The 15,972-nt window shown below is 73.0% G+C and carries 12 protein-coding genes; 5 read left to right on the plus strand and 7 right to left on the minus strand.

Annotated elements, in window-relative coordinates:
• Positions 1–5: 5 nt before the first annotated feature.
• Entirely contained in the window at positions 6–5,315 is a 5,310-nt protein-coding gene (locus ACZ6TB_RS04915; protein ID WP_465550692.1) for a diguanylate cyclase, read from the minus strand.
• A 139-nt stretch (positions 5,316–5,454) separates the two neighbouring features.
• Here ACZ6TB_RS04915 and ACZ6TB_RS04920 point away from each other — a divergent pair, with 139 nt between their 5' ends.
• The 3 genes from ACZ6TB_RS04920 (at position 5,455) to ACZ6TB_RS04930 (ending at position 7,643) form a co-directional block, all read left to right on the plus strand.
• The gene (locus tag ACZ6TB_RS04920; protein WP_465550694.1) at positions 5,455–6,078 is read left to right on the plus strand and encodes a hypothetical protein; all 624 of its coding nucleotides are present in this window, start codon (positions 5,455–5,457) and stop codon (positions 6,076–6,078) included.
• A gap of 123 nt (positions 6,079–6,201) precedes the next feature.
• Positions 6,202–6,810: a TMEM175 family protein gene (locus ACZ6TB_RS04925; RefSeq protein WP_465550696.1), complete on the plus strand. Its 609-nt coding sequence runs from the start codon at positions 6,202–6,204 to the stop codon at positions 6,808–6,810.
• Positions 6,811–6,839: 29 nt separating this feature from the next.
• Positions 6,840–7,643 (plus strand): Fpg/Nei family DNA glycosylase, encoded by an 804-nt coding sequence (locus ACZ6TB_RS04930; protein ID WP_465550698.1) that lies wholly within the window; start codon positions 6,840–6,842, stop codon positions 7,641–7,643.
• 7 nt (positions 7,644–7,650) lie between these two features.
• Here ACZ6TB_RS04930 and hemF read toward each other — a convergent pair whose 3' ends face one another.
• The gene (gene hemF / locus ACZ6TB_RS04935; protein WP_465550700.1) at positions 7,651–8,553 is read right to left on the minus strand and encodes an oxygen-dependent coproporphyrinogen oxidase; all 903 of its coding nucleotides are present in this window, start codon (positions 8,551–8,553) and stop codon (positions 7,651–7,653) included.
• 74 nt (positions 8,554–8,627) lie between these two features.
• On the opposite strand from hemF, the gene ACZ6TB_RS04940 reads away from it, so the two are divergent.
• Positions 8,628–10,157, plus strand: coding sequence for a phospholipase D-like domain-containing protein (locus ACZ6TB_RS04940; protein WP_465550702.1), 1,530 nt, complete (start codon positions 8,628–8,630; stop codon positions 10,155–10,157).
• 16 nt (positions 10,158–10,173) lie between these two features.
• Here ACZ6TB_RS04940 and ACZ6TB_RS04945 read toward each other — a convergent pair whose 3' ends face one another.
• From ACZ6TB_RS04945 to ACZ6TB_RS04960, 4 genes are all read right to left on the minus strand, one after another.
• Positions 10,174–11,118 (minus strand): DUF389 domain-containing protein, encoded by a 945-nt coding sequence (locus ACZ6TB_RS04945; protein WP_465550704.1) that lies wholly within the window; start codon positions 11,116–11,118, stop codon positions 10,174–10,176.
• A gap of 59 nt (positions 11,119–11,177) precedes the next feature.
• Positions 11,178–12,080 (minus strand): TIGR03619 family F420-dependent LLM class oxidoreductase, encoded by a 903-nt coding sequence (locus tag ACZ6TB_RS04950; RefSeq protein ID WP_465550706.1) that lies wholly within the window; start codon positions 12,078–12,080, stop codon positions 11,178–11,180.
• Between the two features lie 126 nt (positions 12,081–12,206).
• Positions 12,207–12,380 (minus strand): hypothetical protein, encoded by a 174-nt coding sequence (locus ACZ6TB_RS04955; protein WP_465550707.1) that lies wholly within the window; start codon positions 12,378–12,380, stop codon positions 12,207–12,209.
• A gap of 160 nt (positions 12,381–12,540) precedes the next feature.
• The gene (locus tag ACZ6TB_RS04960; protein WP_465550709.1) at positions 12,541–13,137 is read right to left on the minus strand and encodes a hypothetical protein; all 597 of its coding nucleotides are present in this window, start codon (positions 13,135–13,137) and stop codon (positions 12,541–12,543) included.
• A gap of 479 nt (positions 13,138–13,616) precedes the next feature.
• On the opposite strand from ACZ6TB_RS04960, the gene ACZ6TB_RS04965 reads away from it, so the two are divergent.
• Positions 13,617–14,489, plus strand: coding sequence for a uridine kinase family protein (locus ACZ6TB_RS04965; RefSeq protein WP_465550711.1), 873 nt, complete (start codon positions 13,617–13,619; stop codon positions 14,487–14,489).
• Here the strand turns inward: ACZ6TB_RS04965 and ACZ6TB_RS04970 are convergent.
• On the minus strand, positions 14,424–15,959 hold the full coding sequence (locus ACZ6TB_RS04970) for an acyl--CoA ligase family protein (protein WP_465550713.1): 1,536 nt from the start codon (positions 15,957–15,959) through the stop codon (positions 14,424–14,426). The two genes, ACZ6TB_RS04965 and ACZ6TB_RS04970, sit on opposite strands and share 66 nt — an antisense overlap.
• Positions 15,960–15,972: the final 13 nt, after the last annotated feature.

Consider the following 15,972-nt stretch of genomic DNA (forward strand, 5'->3'; position numbering starts at 1 on the left):
GCTTGTCAGCCGACGCAGACGCGGTCGCGGCCGCTCTGCTTGGCCTGGTAGAGCGCCGCGTCGGCGCGGGCCAGCAACTGCTGCAGATCCTGGTCGCTGTCGGGGGCGGCCACGCCCACGCTGATCGTCACCGGCAACTGGCCGGCGTCGGTCGGCACCGGCTGGCCCGACACCGCCCGGTGCAGCCGCCCGGCCAGGTCGGCCGCCGGCATCGAGCTCTGCGCGGTGACGACCGCGAACTCCTCACCGCCGTAGCGGCCCAGCACGTCGCCCTCGCCGAGCGTGTCCCGCAACCGCCGGGCCACCATCCTGATCACCTCGTCGCCGACCGGATGGCCGTACGTGTCGTTGATGCGTTTGAAGTGATCGATGTCCACCATGATCGCCGCAATCGGCCGGCCCTGCCCCCGCGCGGCCGTCACCCGCCGGCCGGCCTCGCCGAAGAAGTGGTTGCGGTTGAAGAGGCCGGTGAGCCCGTCCACCGTGGCCATCCGCCGCACCTGGCTGAAGAGCAGGGCATTTTCGTACGCGGTCATGCCCTGCCCGGCGATGGCGGCGGCGATCTGGATCTGTGCCTCGGTCATCACGCCCTCGTCGGTGGCGCCCACCAGCAGGAAGCCGAACTGCTCGCCGCGCTGCGCCACCTGATGGGCCCACCAGCAGCGCGGGGTGCCGAGCACGCCGCCGAACGGGGTGCGGTCCCCCGGGAACACCGTGCGCGCCCGCGGCCCGGAGAGATCGAGCAGGTCGGGCGGCGCCGAGGAGAGCAGCGTGCCCACCGTCGCGGCCGAACCGTGCGCCGCCGCGACCACCAGCCCCTCGTGGCCGACCCGGCTCAGCAGCACGGCCGTGTCGCCGCCCAGCGTGCGGGTCAGGCTGGCCAGCAGCCGCCGCATCACCTCGTCGGGATCGAGCGACGAGCTCTGGTCGGCCATCGCCGCGCGCAGGGTCTCGGCCACGTTGCGCTGGCGCTGCGCGGCCTGCACGTCGACCTCGAGCTGGGCGGCGCGGGCGGTCTCCATCGACACCGCGATGTGGTTGGTGATCGCCTTGAGGATGTCGACGTCGGCGCCGGTGAACACGCCCTTGGCGATCCGGCTGTCCAGATAGACCACGCCGCGCAGCTGACCGTTGAAGCGCAGCGGGGCGATCATGATGCTGCGCAGGCCGTGGACCTGCACGCTGTGCGAGCCGAGCGCCACGCCCTCCTCGCTGCCGGTCACCACCAGCGGCTCGCCGGAGTGCCGCACCCGGTCGACCAGCGTGGTGCTGTAGCCGGTGAGCTCGCGGATGTCGTTGCCCTGCGCGTCCCGCCCGACGTGCGGGACGAGCTCGTTGCGGCCGCGATCGAGCAGGAAGAGGAACGCGCGCTCGGCGCCCAGGATCCGCAGGGTCTCGTCGAGGGCCACCCGGGCCAGCGCGGTCGGATCGAGCACCGTCGCCGACGCCAGGCTGACCTGCTGCAACGCCTCCAACCGACGTTGGTAGCGGCCGGGGTCGCCGGGCGTCGGGGAGGTCGGCGGCTCGTCGGTGAAGGTGATCGACCCGGGCTGCGTCGACCCGTGCCGGCTCACCCGGAACTCGTCGCTGATCCAGCGCGACCGCTGCGGCCAATCCTGCTCGACGGCGATCATCTGGGCGAGCCGCGCCTGCTGGGCGGCGCCGGTGGGTTGCTGCAGGGCGGTGAGGGCGCGGGCTTTCACCCGGGCGGTCTCGTACGCGATGAGCGGCGCGTCGAGCGGGACCAGCTCCACCTCGACGCCGCCGAGGGTGCGCAGCGCGTCGCCCGGGCGGCCGGTCAGCACCTCGAGGTCGGCCCGGGCGACCAGGTGGAACGCCCGCAGCGGCTTCGTGTCCGCCATCTTGGCCAGCCGGGCGACGGCGGCCTCGGCCGCGGCCCGCTCCTTGGCCAGGTCGGCCGCCACCACGGCGGGCTTCTCGTGCCGGCCGACCTCGGCCGCGCCCCGGCAGCGGGCGAGCCGGCCGAGCGCCTCGTAGACGTAGAAGATGCGCTGCTCGGGGACCATCGACTGGGGCTTGAGCCCGAGCGCCGCGAACTCGGCGGCGAGGCGCTCGAACGGCTCGTCCACGCGTCCCTGCTCGACCAGGGCGACCATCTGCGCCCCGTACAAGTTGATGAGCTGCATGGGATTGTCGGGGTTGGCCCGCAGGAACCGGCGCAGCTCCTCGATCCGGGCCTCGGCCTCCTCGGGCCGCCCCCGCTGGGCCGCGAGAACCGCACCCACGGCGCCGATCGCGGCGCCCTCCGCCTCGGCGCCCGGACCGAGGCGGGCCTGGCCGCGGCGGTACCAGGTCTCGGCCTCGAGCGTGCAGCCGCGCTTGAAGAACTGCATGGACATGGTGGACACGCCGGTGAGGTAGTCGCCGAGCTCGAGCCAGCGCTCGTGCTCGATCAGCGCCCGGCTCCAGACCTGGCTCTCGTCGTCGTGGCCGCCCAGGTAGGCGCCGGCGCCGCGCTTCCACTCGACGTAGCCGACCAGCTCCGGGTCGCCGATGTCGGCGGCGACCGCGGCCGCCCGGTCGTAGAGGCGGGTCGCGAGCTTCCGCCGGCCGGCCACGTCGGCGATCACCCCGAGGCCGGCCATGTGCTGGGCGTACTCGCGGCCGGGACCGAGCCGGTTGATCGGGTAGAGCGCCCGCAGGCTCATGATCGCGCGCATGGCCCGGCGCATCCGCATCGACAGCGCCAGCGTGCCGATGTCGCAGAGGACGGCCTCCAGCCGGTAGCGCTCGCGGGCGCGGCCCTGGGCCGAGCCGAAGCCGATGCCGGTGCGGCCGACGAAGAGCCCGACCAGCACCGACCAGATCGTGGTGACGGCCAGGCCGAGCCCGGTGCGGGGCAGCGGCGCGCCCAGCTCGGCGAGCCCGCGGCGGACCGCGTCGAACGCCTGGTCCGGGTTCCACGCGCTGTTGCCGACCATCGCCTCCTGGGCCAGGATCTCGGCCCGGCCGAGCCGGTCGGGCTCGCCGCGCAACGCCTGGTCGAGGTGCTCGTGCGCCTCGGCGAACCGGCCGGAGCGGGCGCAGCTGGCGCCCAGCGCCAGGAAGAAGTCGGGTGGCGGGGTGACCCCGGCGGCCGCCGCCGACCGGGCGGCGACCTCGAGGAAGTCGCGGGCCTCGCGCGGGGCGTGCTCGGCCAGGGCGAGCTGGCCGGCGGCGAAGCCCGAGAAGTAGACCCGCTGCGGCCGGCGGGACGTCTCGCCGAGCGCGTAGTGCCGGGCGACCGCGTAGATGTAGCGGGGGTCGCCGGGCGCGGCCGCGTCGAGGACCTCGGCGATGCGCTGGTGCACCTCGCGCAGGGCCGCCTCGTCCAGACCGGACAGCAGCGCCTCGCGGATGCGGTCGTGCAGGAAGCGGTACCCGTCGGTGCCGGCCGCGGTCACCAGCCGCCGCGACTCGGCCTCGGCCAGCAGCACCCGGGCCCGGCGCGGATCGAGCTCGCAGACGGCCGCGGCCAGCTCGGCCGGGAACCAGCGGCCGCCCGCGGCGCCGGCGGCCAGCAGCCGGCGGCTCTCGGGGCCGAGGCCGTCGATGCGCTGGAGCACCAGGTCGACGGCGTCGCCGGTCAGCTCGAGGCGGTCGAGGTCGGCCAGGTCGAGCTGCCAGCCCTCCCACGAGGGCGTGACCAGGCCGGCGTCGAGGACGGCGCGGACGTACTCGCCGACCGTGAACGGGTTGCCGCCGGCCCGGGCCGCCAGCTCCTCGACGTGGCCGCCGGGCAGGCGCACGGCCCCCAGATGCTCGGTGACCAGCTGCTCCACCGCGTCCTGCGCGAGCGGGCCGAGCGGGATGCGGGTGTCCAGGGTGGCGTCCATGTCGGCGCCGAACCGCCGGAGCGCGTCCACGTTGCCCTCGTCGTCCCGGCTGGTCGCGATGACCAGCAGCGGCGTCACCGGCAGCCGGCCGGTCACCCGCTGGAGCACCCGCCGGGTCGGCTCGTCGAGCCACTGCACGTCGTCGATGTGCAGCACCGCGGCCTGGAACTCCTCGGCCAGTCCGACGAGGAACGCCGCGACCGCGCTGACGAACTGCTCGTGGCGGTTGACCTCGCCGATGTCGGGTGCGTGCACCAGATCGGCGAGCAGCGGCGACAGCGTCCGCAGCAGCGGGCCGCCGCGACCGGCGGCCCGCCGCAGCTGCTCGGCGGCGCGGTCGCGCTCGGCCGGGGGCAGCCGCTCGACGGTCCGCAGGTACCGCTCGACGGCGCCGCGCAGGGGCGCCAGCGGCACCGGGTCGTCCGGGACGCACTTGCCGTACAGGATGAGGTCGCCGTCGGAGGCGACCGCGTTCGTCAGCTCCCGCACCAAACGGGTCTTGCCCGCGCCGGCCGGCCCCTCGACCACGACGGCGCCGCCGCCGCCGTCCCGGGCCCGCAGCCAGCGGTGGGCCAGCGTGATGACCTCCTCGTCCCGGCCGACCAGCCGCCGCGGACCGCCCGGCTCGCCGCCGGACCGGGCGCCGGACGCCACCGTGAACGCCAGGCCCGGCTCGGAGGCCAGCCGGCGCAGGTCGTTCAGCAGGCTCTCGCCGCTCTGGTAGCGGTCGTCGGGGTCCTTGGCCATCAGCGTCGCGATGATCGCGGCCATCGTGGCGGTGAGCTGCGGGGCGAGCGTCCGCGCGTTCGGCACCGGCGCGGTGGCGTGCAGGCGGATCAGCTCGCCCGCGTCCTTGGAGTAGTACGGAAGCTTGCCGGTCACGCACTCGTAGAGCAGGACGCCGAGCGCGTACAGATCGGACCGGCCGTCGATCGGCCGCTTGAGCATGCCGGTCTGCTCGGGCGCGCTGTAGAGCAGCGTCCCGGCGACCCGGTCGCCCTGCGCCCCGCCGCGCGCCGCGAGTCCGAAGTCGATCAACCGGCCGCCGCCCGCCGGCTCGACGATCACGTTGTCCGGCTTCACGTCCCGGTGCACGAGCCCGGCCCGGTGCGCGGCGGCGAGCGGCTCGACCAGATCGATCGCCAGCCGGACCGCGGTGGGCTCGTCGAGCCGCCCGTTTCGAAGAGTTTTGGACAGCGGGAAGCCGTCGATGTACTCGAGGATCAGGTAGGGGCCGGTGGACGTCTGGCCGACCTCGAAGATGCGGGGCAGCAGCGGGTGACCGACCGAGCCCAGGAGCGCGGCCTCCCGGCGTACGGAGGTCAGGGATTGGGTATCGGCCGAGGTCAGGACCTTGAGCGTGTAGTCACCGCCGTGCCGCCGCACCCGATAGACGACCGTGTCGGCCCCGCGCCCGAGCTGCGAGACCACCTCGAGATCCGAGAGTGACCCCGCCGCCGTACCGAAGATCGCGGTCACCGTGTCCTTCCATTCACGCGGGCTAATCGGAAGCTACGCCGGGATCGGATCGGATGCCACCGCCGCGCGGGCGGCAGAACAATCTCTCTTCCCGATGGCCCATCGCGCTATCGTTCCTCGCTATCGTTCCTCGTAGCGCGTGACCAGGAGGTGGACGGTGCCCGAGCAGTACCGGGTCGACCTGGCGTACCGGCTGGCGGGGCCGAACGGCCGTACCCCCGACGCACATCGCAAGACGTGGTTCTTCGACCTGTCCGCACCCGACTGGGACGAGCTGCTGAACCGCGCGTTCTACGACGCCAACGTGGGCCTGCGCCGCCGCGAGCCCCGCGACGAGAGCTGGCTGGCGCTGGACGAGTACCAGGTCGGTCCGGTGCTGATCGACACGATGCTGGCCTGGGACGGCGTGGCCAGCTCCGAGAAGGCCGCCGCCCACCTGCCGTGGATCCTGTCCTCGGGCAACGTGACCTGGGAGTACACGTCGTGCTACCGGGTCGACGACGCGGGCGCCTACGACGGGATGACCGGCAACGGCTTCTCCGAGCTGATCCTCTACCGGGCTCTGGAGGACGGGCGGGTCACCGAGGCCCAGGCCGCGGAGTTCATGACCAAGCTCTACCCGTCCACCGGCGCCGGGTACTTCGCGGACCGCCACCAACGCCTGGCGAACCTGGTCGAGGTGCGGCCGACCCCGGCCTTCCGGCGGGCGCCGGGCACCAGACCGTACGTCTCCGGCCCACCCCGCTTCGACGACCTGCCCTGATCTACCGGGGCGCTCGCCCCGGGTCGCCCCGGGTCAGCTCGTCGACGCTGTCCACCGCCGTCACAAACGAGCGGATCGCGCGGTCTTTACTGGACGACGAGCTCAGGGAGAGGGGGCGGCCACGTGCGGACCAGCCGGCTCGAGGCGTTCAGCGACGGGGTGCTGGCGATCATCATCACGATCATGGTGCTGGAGCTGAAGCCACCCGAGGGCGACGACCTCGCCGACCTCGTGCACACCAGCGGGATCGGGCTGCTCACCTATCTGCTCAGCTTCATCTACGTGGGCATCTACTGGAACAACCACCACCACATGTTCCACCTCGTGCGCAGCATCCGGGGCGGGGTGCTCTGGGCCAACCTCGCCCTGCTCTTCTGCCTGTCGCTGTTCCCGTTCACGACGGCCTGGGTGGACGACTCGCGGTTCGCCCGGACGCCGGTCGTGGTGTACGGGGTGAACCTGCTCGCGGCCGGCCTCGCGTACGTCGTGCTCCAGACCGTGATCATCCGCGGGCAGGGCGCCGATTCGCCGTTGCGGGAGGCGATCGGCAACGATCTCAAGGGCAAGGCGTCGGCGCTGATCAACCTGGTCGGTGTGCTGAGCGCGCTGCTGATCGGCGGTCGCGTGGGGGTGGGCATCGCGATGACGTGCTATGTCGTCGTGGCCATCGTGTGGATCGTCCCGGACCGCCGCATCGACCGGGCGATCCGCAAGCACGAGCCCACCGGATAAAGTCCGGGCAAGATCCCCGGAGGAGGACGATGCCCGAGCTGCCGGAAGTCGAGTCGGCCCGGACGGTGGTCGAGCGGGCCGCGCTGGGCCGCCCGATCGTGGAGGTCGACGACACCGACGCGTACGTGTGCCGGCCGCACCGCCCGGGCGACATCCGCGCCGCGCTGGTCGGTCGGGAGCTGATCGCGGCCCACCGGCGAGGCAAGAGCATGTGGTGCGACACCTCCGGCGGCGGCCCGATCCTCGGCATCCACCTCGGCATGTCCGGAAAAATCGTCATTGCTGACGCCGACGGCAGCGAGACAGACGGTGGTGATTACTGGGAGGGGCGGCGAGAGCCGGGTGACTACCGGTGGGCGCGGTTCACCGTGACGTTCGCCGACGGCGGGCGGCTCATGCTGGTCGACCCCCGGCGGCTGGGGCGGGTCCGGCTCGACCCGCCGGTCGAGGCGCTCGGCCCGGACGCGGCCACCATCACCGCGGACGCCTTCGCGCGGGCGGTCACCGGCGGCGCCGCGCCGGTCAAGGCCCGCCTCATGGAGCAGCACCGGATCGCCGGGATCGGCAACCTGCTGGCCGACGAGATCCTGTGGCAGGCCCGCGTTCACCCCGCGCGGCCGGGCGACGAGCTCACCCGGCCGCAGACGAAACGGCTCTTCGCCGCCACCCACGAGGCGATCGGGGCGGCGCTGCGCGACGGCGGCGTCCACACCCTGACGATCGTCGCCCATCGGCACGCGGGCGGCCGGTGCCCGCGCGACAACGCGCCGATGACCCGCGGCGTCGTCGGCGGCCGCACCACCTGGTGGTGCCCGCGCGAACAGAAAGCGTGACGGGAGGTCAGGCCCATTCGCGCGGGGTGAGAAACCGGTCCCGCATCTCGGCCTCGGGGCTGCCCGGCTCCGGCCGCACGTCGAAGGCCCATCCGGCCAGGGGCGGCAGCGACATGAGGATCGCCTCGATGTTGCCGCCGGTCTGCAGGCCGAACTTCGTGCCCCGGTCGTACACCAGGTTGAACTCGACGTAGCGACCACGCCGGTGCAGCTGCCAACGGCGTTCCCGTTCCCCGTACGCCTGAAGCATGCGCCGCCGCACGATCGGCAGATAGGCCTCCGCCGGCGTGTCGATCCCGTGGCGCACGAAGGCGAAGGCCCGCTCGAAGCCGTCGTCGCCGCCCGGGTGCAGGCCGTCGAAGAAGATGCCGCCCACGCCCCGCGTCTCCCGGCGGTGCGGCAGATAGAAGTACCGGTCGCAGGCCTGTTTCGCGGACGGGTAGAACGCCGGATCGAAGGCGTCGCAATAGTCGCGCAGCGTCCGGTGGAAATGGGCGGCGTCCTCCGCGTACCCGTAGAAGGGGGTGAGGTCGGCGCCCCCGCCGAACCACCACGTCTCCTCCCCCATCTCGAAGTACCGGAAGTTGGCGTGGAAGGACGGGACGTGCGGATTGCGCGGATGCACCACGATCGAAAGACCGGTCGCGAAGAAGCCGACCGACGGATCCACCCCGTGCTCGGCCGCGATCGACGGCGGCGCCTCGTCGCCGTGCACGGCCGAGACGTTGACGCCGGCCCGCTCGAAGACCCGGCCGTCCTCGAGGATCCGCGCCTCGCCGCCGCCCCCGCCGGGCCGCTCCCAGCGATGCGGCGTCAGCTGGGCCTGCCCGTCGCACGCCTCCAGGGCCCGGCCGAACGCGTCCTGCCCGGCCCGCATGATCTCGACAACCCGGTCACGGCGGGTGCTCATCGTTCAATCCCCCGAAGATCGATGATCGTCTCGGAGGAACTTAGCAGCGAAACGCAATCGATATAGTCACGGCCATGGCCTCGCTCGACGACCTCGTCGCTCGCTACCTGTCACCGGCGGTGACCGCACACTGCGAGAACTCGTCGGTCGAGTTCGTCGTCGACGGCCGGCTCTGGATGCGGCGCATGCGCGAGCAGCTGATGTCGCTCGGGCCGGGCGACGCGGCGTACATCTGCGGCTTGCAGTTGGAACCGGAGATGGACCTGACCGGGAAGCAGCCGGGTCAGGCCGGTTACGAGCCGATCGGCGACCTGCTGGCGCGGCTCGCCGCGAGCGGGGTCGACGTCCGGGTGATCCTCGCCGGGGCGGTCGTGAGCAGCAGCATCGCCCGGCCGACGATCGGGCCGTTCCACCAGAACGTGAGCGCGGCCCACCGGCTGCGGCGTTGGCGCGTCGCCGAGTCGGGCCCGTCCCCGCTGGCCAAGCGCGTCGTGCTCGACTGGTCCGGCTCGGGCATCGGCTCCAACCACCAGAAGATCACCCTGGTACGGCGCGGCACCGAGCTCGTGGCCGGGATCGGCGGCATCGACTACGCGGCCAACCGGGTGGACGAGTCGCCGCACCGGCGGCAGGAGGTGCGCGGCGGCCGCTGGGGCTGGCACGACGCCGGCGCGATCCTGCAGGGCCCGGCCGCCGCCGACGTCTGGCGGGTGTTCCGGATGCGCTGGACCGGCGCGGTGAACCTGCCGCGCCGGCGCTACGTCTGGCCGACGCTGAAGGGCCTGCCGCTGATCAACCCGGCCGGCCTGACCGACGAGATCGGCCCGGCCCCGGCCCAGCCCGCGCGGCCGGCCGCGGGCGAGGCCTGCCAGGTGCTGCGGTCGGTCGGGCCCTGGTACATCGACTCGGTGCTGCCCTGGGAGCGCCGGCACTACAGCGACGTGGCGCCCGAGGGCGTGCACGAGATCTACCTGACGCTGGTGCAGGCGATCGGGGCGGCGCGGCGGTACGTCTACGTCGAGGACCAGTACTTCCGCGAGTACCCGGGCGGCGACCACCGGTTCGAGCTTTACGCGCACCTGCGGGCGGCGGCGGCCCGCGGGGTGAAGGTGATCCTGGTCGGCTCCGGCTCCCGCGACCCGGCCGAGGGCTCGCCGCTGATCAACGCCACGGTCAACGCCGACCTCCAGAAGAAGGTGCTCGACCCGCTCCCGCAGGCGCTGCGGCGCAACGTCGGGCTCTGGCGCGTCGAGCACCTCACGGTGCATTCGAAGATCGTCATCGTCGACGACGAGTTCGCGGCGGTCGGCTCGGCGAACCTCTTCAGCCGGTCGATGGCCGGGGTGGACACGGAACTCACGGCGGCGATGGTGACTTCCGGCGATGCCGTACGGGATTTGCGCGTACGCCTGTGGGCCGAGCACCTGCGCACACCGATCAACGACGAGCTGCGCAAGTACCTCGACGACCTCGATCTGGCTCTCGGCATGTTCCGCCCCGAGTGGCTGCCCCCGGACGCGCCGGCCGGCTCGTGGCGGACCCCCGGCATGCCCGCCGGTTTCGACCCGCTCGAGCCGGTGCTCACCCTCGTGGGGCCGCCCTGACCCGGGTGCCGCCCGGTCAGTCGCGTCCGGCCGCGGCCGCCCGGCGGGGGCGGTGCCAGGCGGCACGCTGGACCAGGAGGGTGAGCACGCCGGCGAGGACGATCGCGGTCACGTTGACCAGCAGCTGCACGGCCGAGCCGGCCGCCTCGTCGGTGACGCCGTAGGCCAGGGCCACCGCGGCGTTCGCGGCGGCCGGCACGGTGGTCACCGAGATCAGCACGCCGACCAGCGTGCCCGCCTTGGCCGAGGTCAGCGACAGCATCCCGGCGATGCCGGCCAGGAACCCGACCACCCAGCTGAGCGCGTCCGGCTGCCAGATGAAGCTGGTCAGGGGCCGGTCGGCCAGCAGCATGTCGCGTCCGACCAGTCCGGCCGCGTCCAGCAGCCAGGTCGTGAGCACGGTGACGGCCATGCCGACCGGGAAGCCCACGGCGAGCGCGGTCAGCGCCCGGCCGGCCAGCGCCGGCTTGCGGCGCACCAGCCCGACGCAGAGCGCGGCCAGCGGCCCGAACTCGGGGCCGACGACCATCGCGCCCACGATGAGGATCGGCTGGTCGAGCAGCACGCCGATCCCGGCGATCACGGTGGCCACCGCCATGAAGACCAGGAACGCCGCCGACAGCCGGGACTCCTCGGCGGTGGCCTGCTCGATCTGCTCCCACACCACCGCGTCCACCCCGAAGCCGGGAGCGCGGCGCTCGGCCCGGTCGGCCGAGCGGGACAGCGACACGTCGACGGTCTCCAGCATGATCGACCCGTCGCGTTCCAGCCCGAGCTCGCGCAGGCCGGCCAGCACCGCGCTGGCGCCCTCGCGCGCGACGTCACAGGTGATCAGGTCGCCGGCCGGGTCACGGGCCACGCCCGGGAACACGACGACGTGCGTCGCCGCCACGTCGTCGGCGAGCAGCCGCTCGACCCGGGCGGTGCGGTCGGCCGGGCTGATGATCCGCAGGTGCAGCACGGCGACCATTGGACCACGGCGGCGGGGGCGCGCACGGCCTCACCGTAGCGCCGGGCGTCTCACCCTCGCGGCACGCGGTTGCGCAGGTCGGCCATCAGCCGCAGGTGGCTGTCGACCCCGTCCGGCGCGACGTTGTAGAACAGCACGTGGTCGACGCCGGCCTCGGCCAGGCGATCCAGGTCCCCGGCGATCTCGGCCGGCGAGCCGCCCAGATAGGGGCGCCCGTCGCCGAGCGGGCCGGCCGTGATCGGCACGTTGGCGCGGGCGGTGACGGTGAGCGTGGCCGGGTCGCGGCCCTCGGCCTTCGCCGCCTCCCGGAACGTCACCACGGCCGCGGCCAGTTGCTCGTACGAGAACGCATTGGGGTTGATCCCGTCGGCGATGCGCGCCGCCCGTTTCGTTCCCGCCTCGCCGTTGGTCCCGACGATGATCGGCACGTGCTCCTGAACCGGCTTGGGATTGACCTCGGAAGCCTCGATCTCGTAGAACCGCCCCCGATATTCCACCGGATCCGGCCCCCAGCAGGCCCGCATCGCCGCGATGTGCTCGTCGAACCCGGCCCCGCGGCGCTTCAGCGGCACATTGACCGTGGCGAATTCCTGCGGCATCCAGCCCTGCCCGATCCCGGCGATCACCCGGCCCCCGCTGAACCGGTCGAGCGTCGCATACCGCCGCGCCAGCACGACCGGCGGATGAAAGAGCGAATCGACGATGCTGGTGCCGAGCTTGATGCGCTCGGTCATTCCGGCGACAAAACTGAGGGTCTCGAGCGGCTCGTACGTCTCCCGATAGTCGGCCGGAATCCGCTGCAACTCGCCGTCCGCCCCCGGCATGATCTTCGCCATCGGCCGGAGAAGCCGCTCATAGGTCCAGAGCGCCTCGAATTGAAGGTTCTCAGCCTCCACCGCGACCCGCTTGATGTTCGCCGGCGAGGCCATCGGCCCCGACGTCGGCAGTGCCATACCCAGTTCCACAGTCCGGTCGTACCAGAACACCCTCCGATCCTCTATGTCGGCGGTCACAGCCGATGGACGGTGTCGAAGCGCGGCTGCTGATCACGGTCGACCTCACCGACGAGATCCCCGGCCTCAGCCGGCCCGGTAGCGGCCCGTCTGTCCCGGCGCCAGCGTGAAGAGGCGGCCCGGAGCGCGGTCGTGCGGGACGGCGGCCTGGCTCGGCAACCGTTCGACGATCCCGTCGGGACCGTCCGAGGTGAGCCACAGGCCCACGTCACGGGCGAGGTCGACGCCGCTCCCGCTCATCTGCTCCTGGGGCCGATAGCCGGCAGGTCGTGCACGATCACGTCACCGGCGGGCAGCCCCTCCGGCAGGGCGATCGGATGGTTGAGGCCACGACGCAGGTCGGCGTGCCGAGCACCGCGTGATGCGGCGCCCCACCTGACCCGTACCCGCTGAATCGTGATCACAGTGCCCAGCGTCCCATCCCGGCCGCCGTGCCGACCAGGCACTCCACCTCTGTGGGGAAGCCGGCCAGCGCGTACGCGGTCAGCCGCAGATGGCCTTCCAGGCACACCAGCGTCTCGGGCCGGGGCCCGGCCAGAATGAGCGGCGGGAATTGCTCCCCGTGACGCACGGCGCGGGCGGCCGCGATGAACCGGTCGTTGGGCACCTCGAACGCCCGCTCGCCGGCCCGGATGTTCTCGGCCGCGTCGCCGGGCAGCCGGGTGCCACCCGACAGCTCGTTCCAGTACGAGTAATCGACGTACCGCACGCGGGCCAGCTCGTCCGGGGTCAGCACCGCGCGGGTCCACCGAACCCGGGCGGGAAAGCCCTCGAACAGCTCCCGGTTCTCGCCGTAACCACGTGTGGCCGCCAGCACGTCGCGCCGTGCCCGGTTGGCGGTCGGGTCGGTGAGGTCGGCTTCGGTGAGCAGGCGCTCGTCCTGCCCGGCTCCGGCCAGCGCGCGCCGGACGCCGGCACCGAAGCGGGTGCTCGTCAGCTCACCGAGAAGGAAGCAGGCGACCATCTCGTCGTCGTTGCTCGCCCCGATGACCCGCACGCGGGCCAGTATCACAGCGGCTGTAGCACTGACACGACTCAATTCCGCCGGCCGCCACCGGCCGCGTTGCCGGGGCCGCCTTACTCAACCCCACCCGTGACTGGGTGGGGCCGAAACTACCGCCCGGGTACGACATTTCTCGCCCGGAAATCCACAGATCGAGGGCGACCTCGGCCGGGCGAGCGAGGGCGGCGGCCGAGGTGCACGTGGGGCGGCGAACACCGGCGGCGAGGGGCTGAGGCAGGCGGGCAGGGCGGGCAGGGCCGGCAGGGCTGGCGGGCAGGGCGGGCAGGGCCGGCGGGCAGGGCGGGCAGGGCCGGCAGGGCCGGCGGGCAGGGCGGGCAGGGCCGGCAGGGCTGGCGGGCCGGGCCGGCGGGCAGGGCGGGCAGGGCCGGCGGGCACGGCGGGCAGGAGCGCACCGCGGGCAGGGGCAGGCGGGCAACCGGGCGCGCACGCGCCGACTCTGGCACGCTCAGGACGTGACTGATCCGGCCCGCGAACTCGCCGACCTCCGGGCGTGGCTCGCCACGACGCTGCATATGACGACGCGGGAAGCGGGGCCCTCGGGGCTGACGGTTCTCGGCGTGCCGTCGGACCGCGAGCTGATCGACGAGGTTCGGCGGCTTCGCGAACTGGCCGGCGCGGCCGAGCGGCCGACGCTCGAATCGGGCGGCGACATCGTGCTCGGGCCGGGCGAACCGGCGGCCGGCCCGTGGCGGGTCGAACCGCTGCCGGTGTTCGCCCGGTCCGTGGTCCGGGCGGCCGGCGCGGACGCCGGGCGGCCGCGCATCGTCGCCGTCGACGGCCGGGGCGGGGGCGGGAAGACGGCGCTGGCCGGCCGGCTCGCACGGGCGATGTGGCCGGCCGCCGTCGTGCACTCCGACGACGTGGCCTGGGCGCACTCGCGCTTCGGCTGGGACGACCTGATGATCGACGGGGTGCTGGAACCGCTGCACGCCGGCGAGCCGGTGAGATACCGGCCACCGGCCTGGGAGCGGGACGGCCGCGAGGGACGCATCGAGGTCGCCGAAGGGGTGGCGACCGTCATCATCGAAGGCGTCGGGGTCTCCCGCCGATCGCTGGCGCCCTACCTCGACGTCGCGATCTGGGTGCAGTCCGACTATGTGGAGGCCAAGCGCCGCGGCGTGCGGCGGGACATGACCGAGGAGGGCCGCGACGCCGAGGAGGCCGACCGCAACTGGGAGGAGTGGGAGGCCGAGGAGGTGCCCTTCCTGCGGGACGACCGGCCGTGGGAACGAGCCGACATCATCGTCTGCACGGCCTCCTCAGTCCCGCACGACGCCGCCACGGAAGTGGTCACGCAGGACGTACTTCTGAATCTTGCCGGTTGACGTCTTGGGGAGCTCGCCGAACGTCACCGACTTGGGCGCCTTGAAATGGGTGATACGGTCCCGGACGTACGCGATGATCTCCTCCTCGGTTGTTGAAAAGCCCTCCTTCAGACACACGAACGCCGCCGGGACCTCGCCCCACCGCGGGGAAGGCACCGCGATCACGGCGACCTCGAGGACGGCGGGATGGTCGGCGATCACCTGCTCGACCTCGACCGACGCGATGTTCTCGCCGCCCGAGATGATCACGTCCTTGAGGCGGTCGCGCAGCTCGACGTAGCCGTCCGGGTGGCGTACGCCCAGGTCACCGGTGCGGAACCAGCCGTCCGGCGCGGACGCAAGAGTCGCCTCGGGGTCCTTCAGGTAGCCCAGCATCACCGTGTTGCCGCGCAGCGCGATCTCACCCACCGTCACCCCGTCGGCCGGCACGTCCGCGCCCGACGCGTCCACGATCCGCGGGGTCACGGCGATCATGTTGGCCACGCCCTGCCGCGCCTTCATCCGGGCCCGTCCGTCGAGGTCGAGCGCGTCCCACTCGGGCCGCCAGTCGCAGATCATCGCGGGCCCGAACGTCTCGGTCAGCCCGTAGAGGTGGGTCACGTCGAAGCCCAGCTCGGCCATGCGACGCAGGATCGCGGGCGACGGGGGCGCGCCGCCGGTGGCGACCCGCACCACGCGACCGTCCGGCACCCCCGAACCGGCGTCCGGCGCGTACGCGAGCATCGACAGGACCGTCGGCGCGCCGTTGAGATGCGTGACCCCTTCGGACCGAATCAGCCGCCACACTTCCGAAGGGTCGAGCCGCGGCAGGCACACGTGGGTCGCGCCCGCCGCCGACACCGCCCACGGGAAGCTCCAGCCGTTGCAGTGGAACATCGGCAGCGTCCACAGGTGCACCGACGACGGCGTCAGCCCGGTGTGCCCGGCCATCGCCACGGCCTGCAGGAACGCGCCGCGATGGTGGTACATCACGCCCTTCGGGCGGCCGGTGGTGCCCGAGGTGTAGTTGATCGAGAGCAGCCCCATCTCGTCGACCGGCGCCACGATCTCCGGCCTTGCGGTCAACAGCATTTGCTCGTACGTCTGATCCAGCCGGATTTTGCTTGTCGGCGCATGGGACACCACGTCGTCGAAGGCCGGGTCGTGGAGCAGCACCGACGCCTCGGAGTGGTCGAGGATGTAGGCGATCTCCCCGGCCGACAACCGCGTGTTGATCGCCACCAGCGGCACCCCCGCCCACGGCACGCCGAAGTGGGCCTCCAGCAGCACGTGCGTGTTCGGCGACAGCACCGCCACCGGGCGCCCGCCCGCGAGCGGCGCCAGCAGCCCGGCCATCCGGCGGCACCGCTCCCGGAGCTCCGCGTAGGTCCAGCGGCGCTCGCCGTCGACCACGGCGATCCGGTCGCCGTGCGCCTCCGCGGCCCGGTCCAGATATGACACCGGCGAGAGCGGCTCGAATGACATCGTCATAGGTCCACGGTAT

Source organism: Actinoplanes sp. NPDC051537 (assembly GCF_055586105.1).

Coding starts and splice junctions, on each gene's coding strand:
- hemF (WP_465550700.1), bottom strand. CDS start 8,553: ATGAGCACCCGCCGTGACCGGGTTGTCGAGATCATGCGGGCCGGGCAG.
- ACZ6TB_RS04940 (WP_465550702.1), top strand. CDS start 8,628: ATGGCCTCGCTCGACGACCTCGTCGCTCGCTACCTGTCACCGGCGGTG.
- ACZ6TB_RS04955 (WP_465550707.1), bottom strand. CDS start 12,380: ATGAGCGGGAGCGGCGTCGACCTCGCCCGTGACGTGGGCCTGTGGCTC.
- ACZ6TB_RS04930 (WP_465550698.1), top strand. CDS start 6,840: ATGCCCGAGCTGCCGGAAGTCGAGTCGGCCCGGACGGTGGTCGAGCGG.
- ACZ6TB_RS04970 (WP_465550713.1), bottom strand. CDS start 15,959: ATGACGATGTCATTCGAGCCGCTCTCGCCGGTGTCATATCTGGACCGG.
- ACZ6TB_RS04950 (WP_465550706.1), bottom strand. CDS start 12,080: ATGGCACTGCCGACGTCGGGGCCGATGGCCTCGCCGGCGAACATCAAG.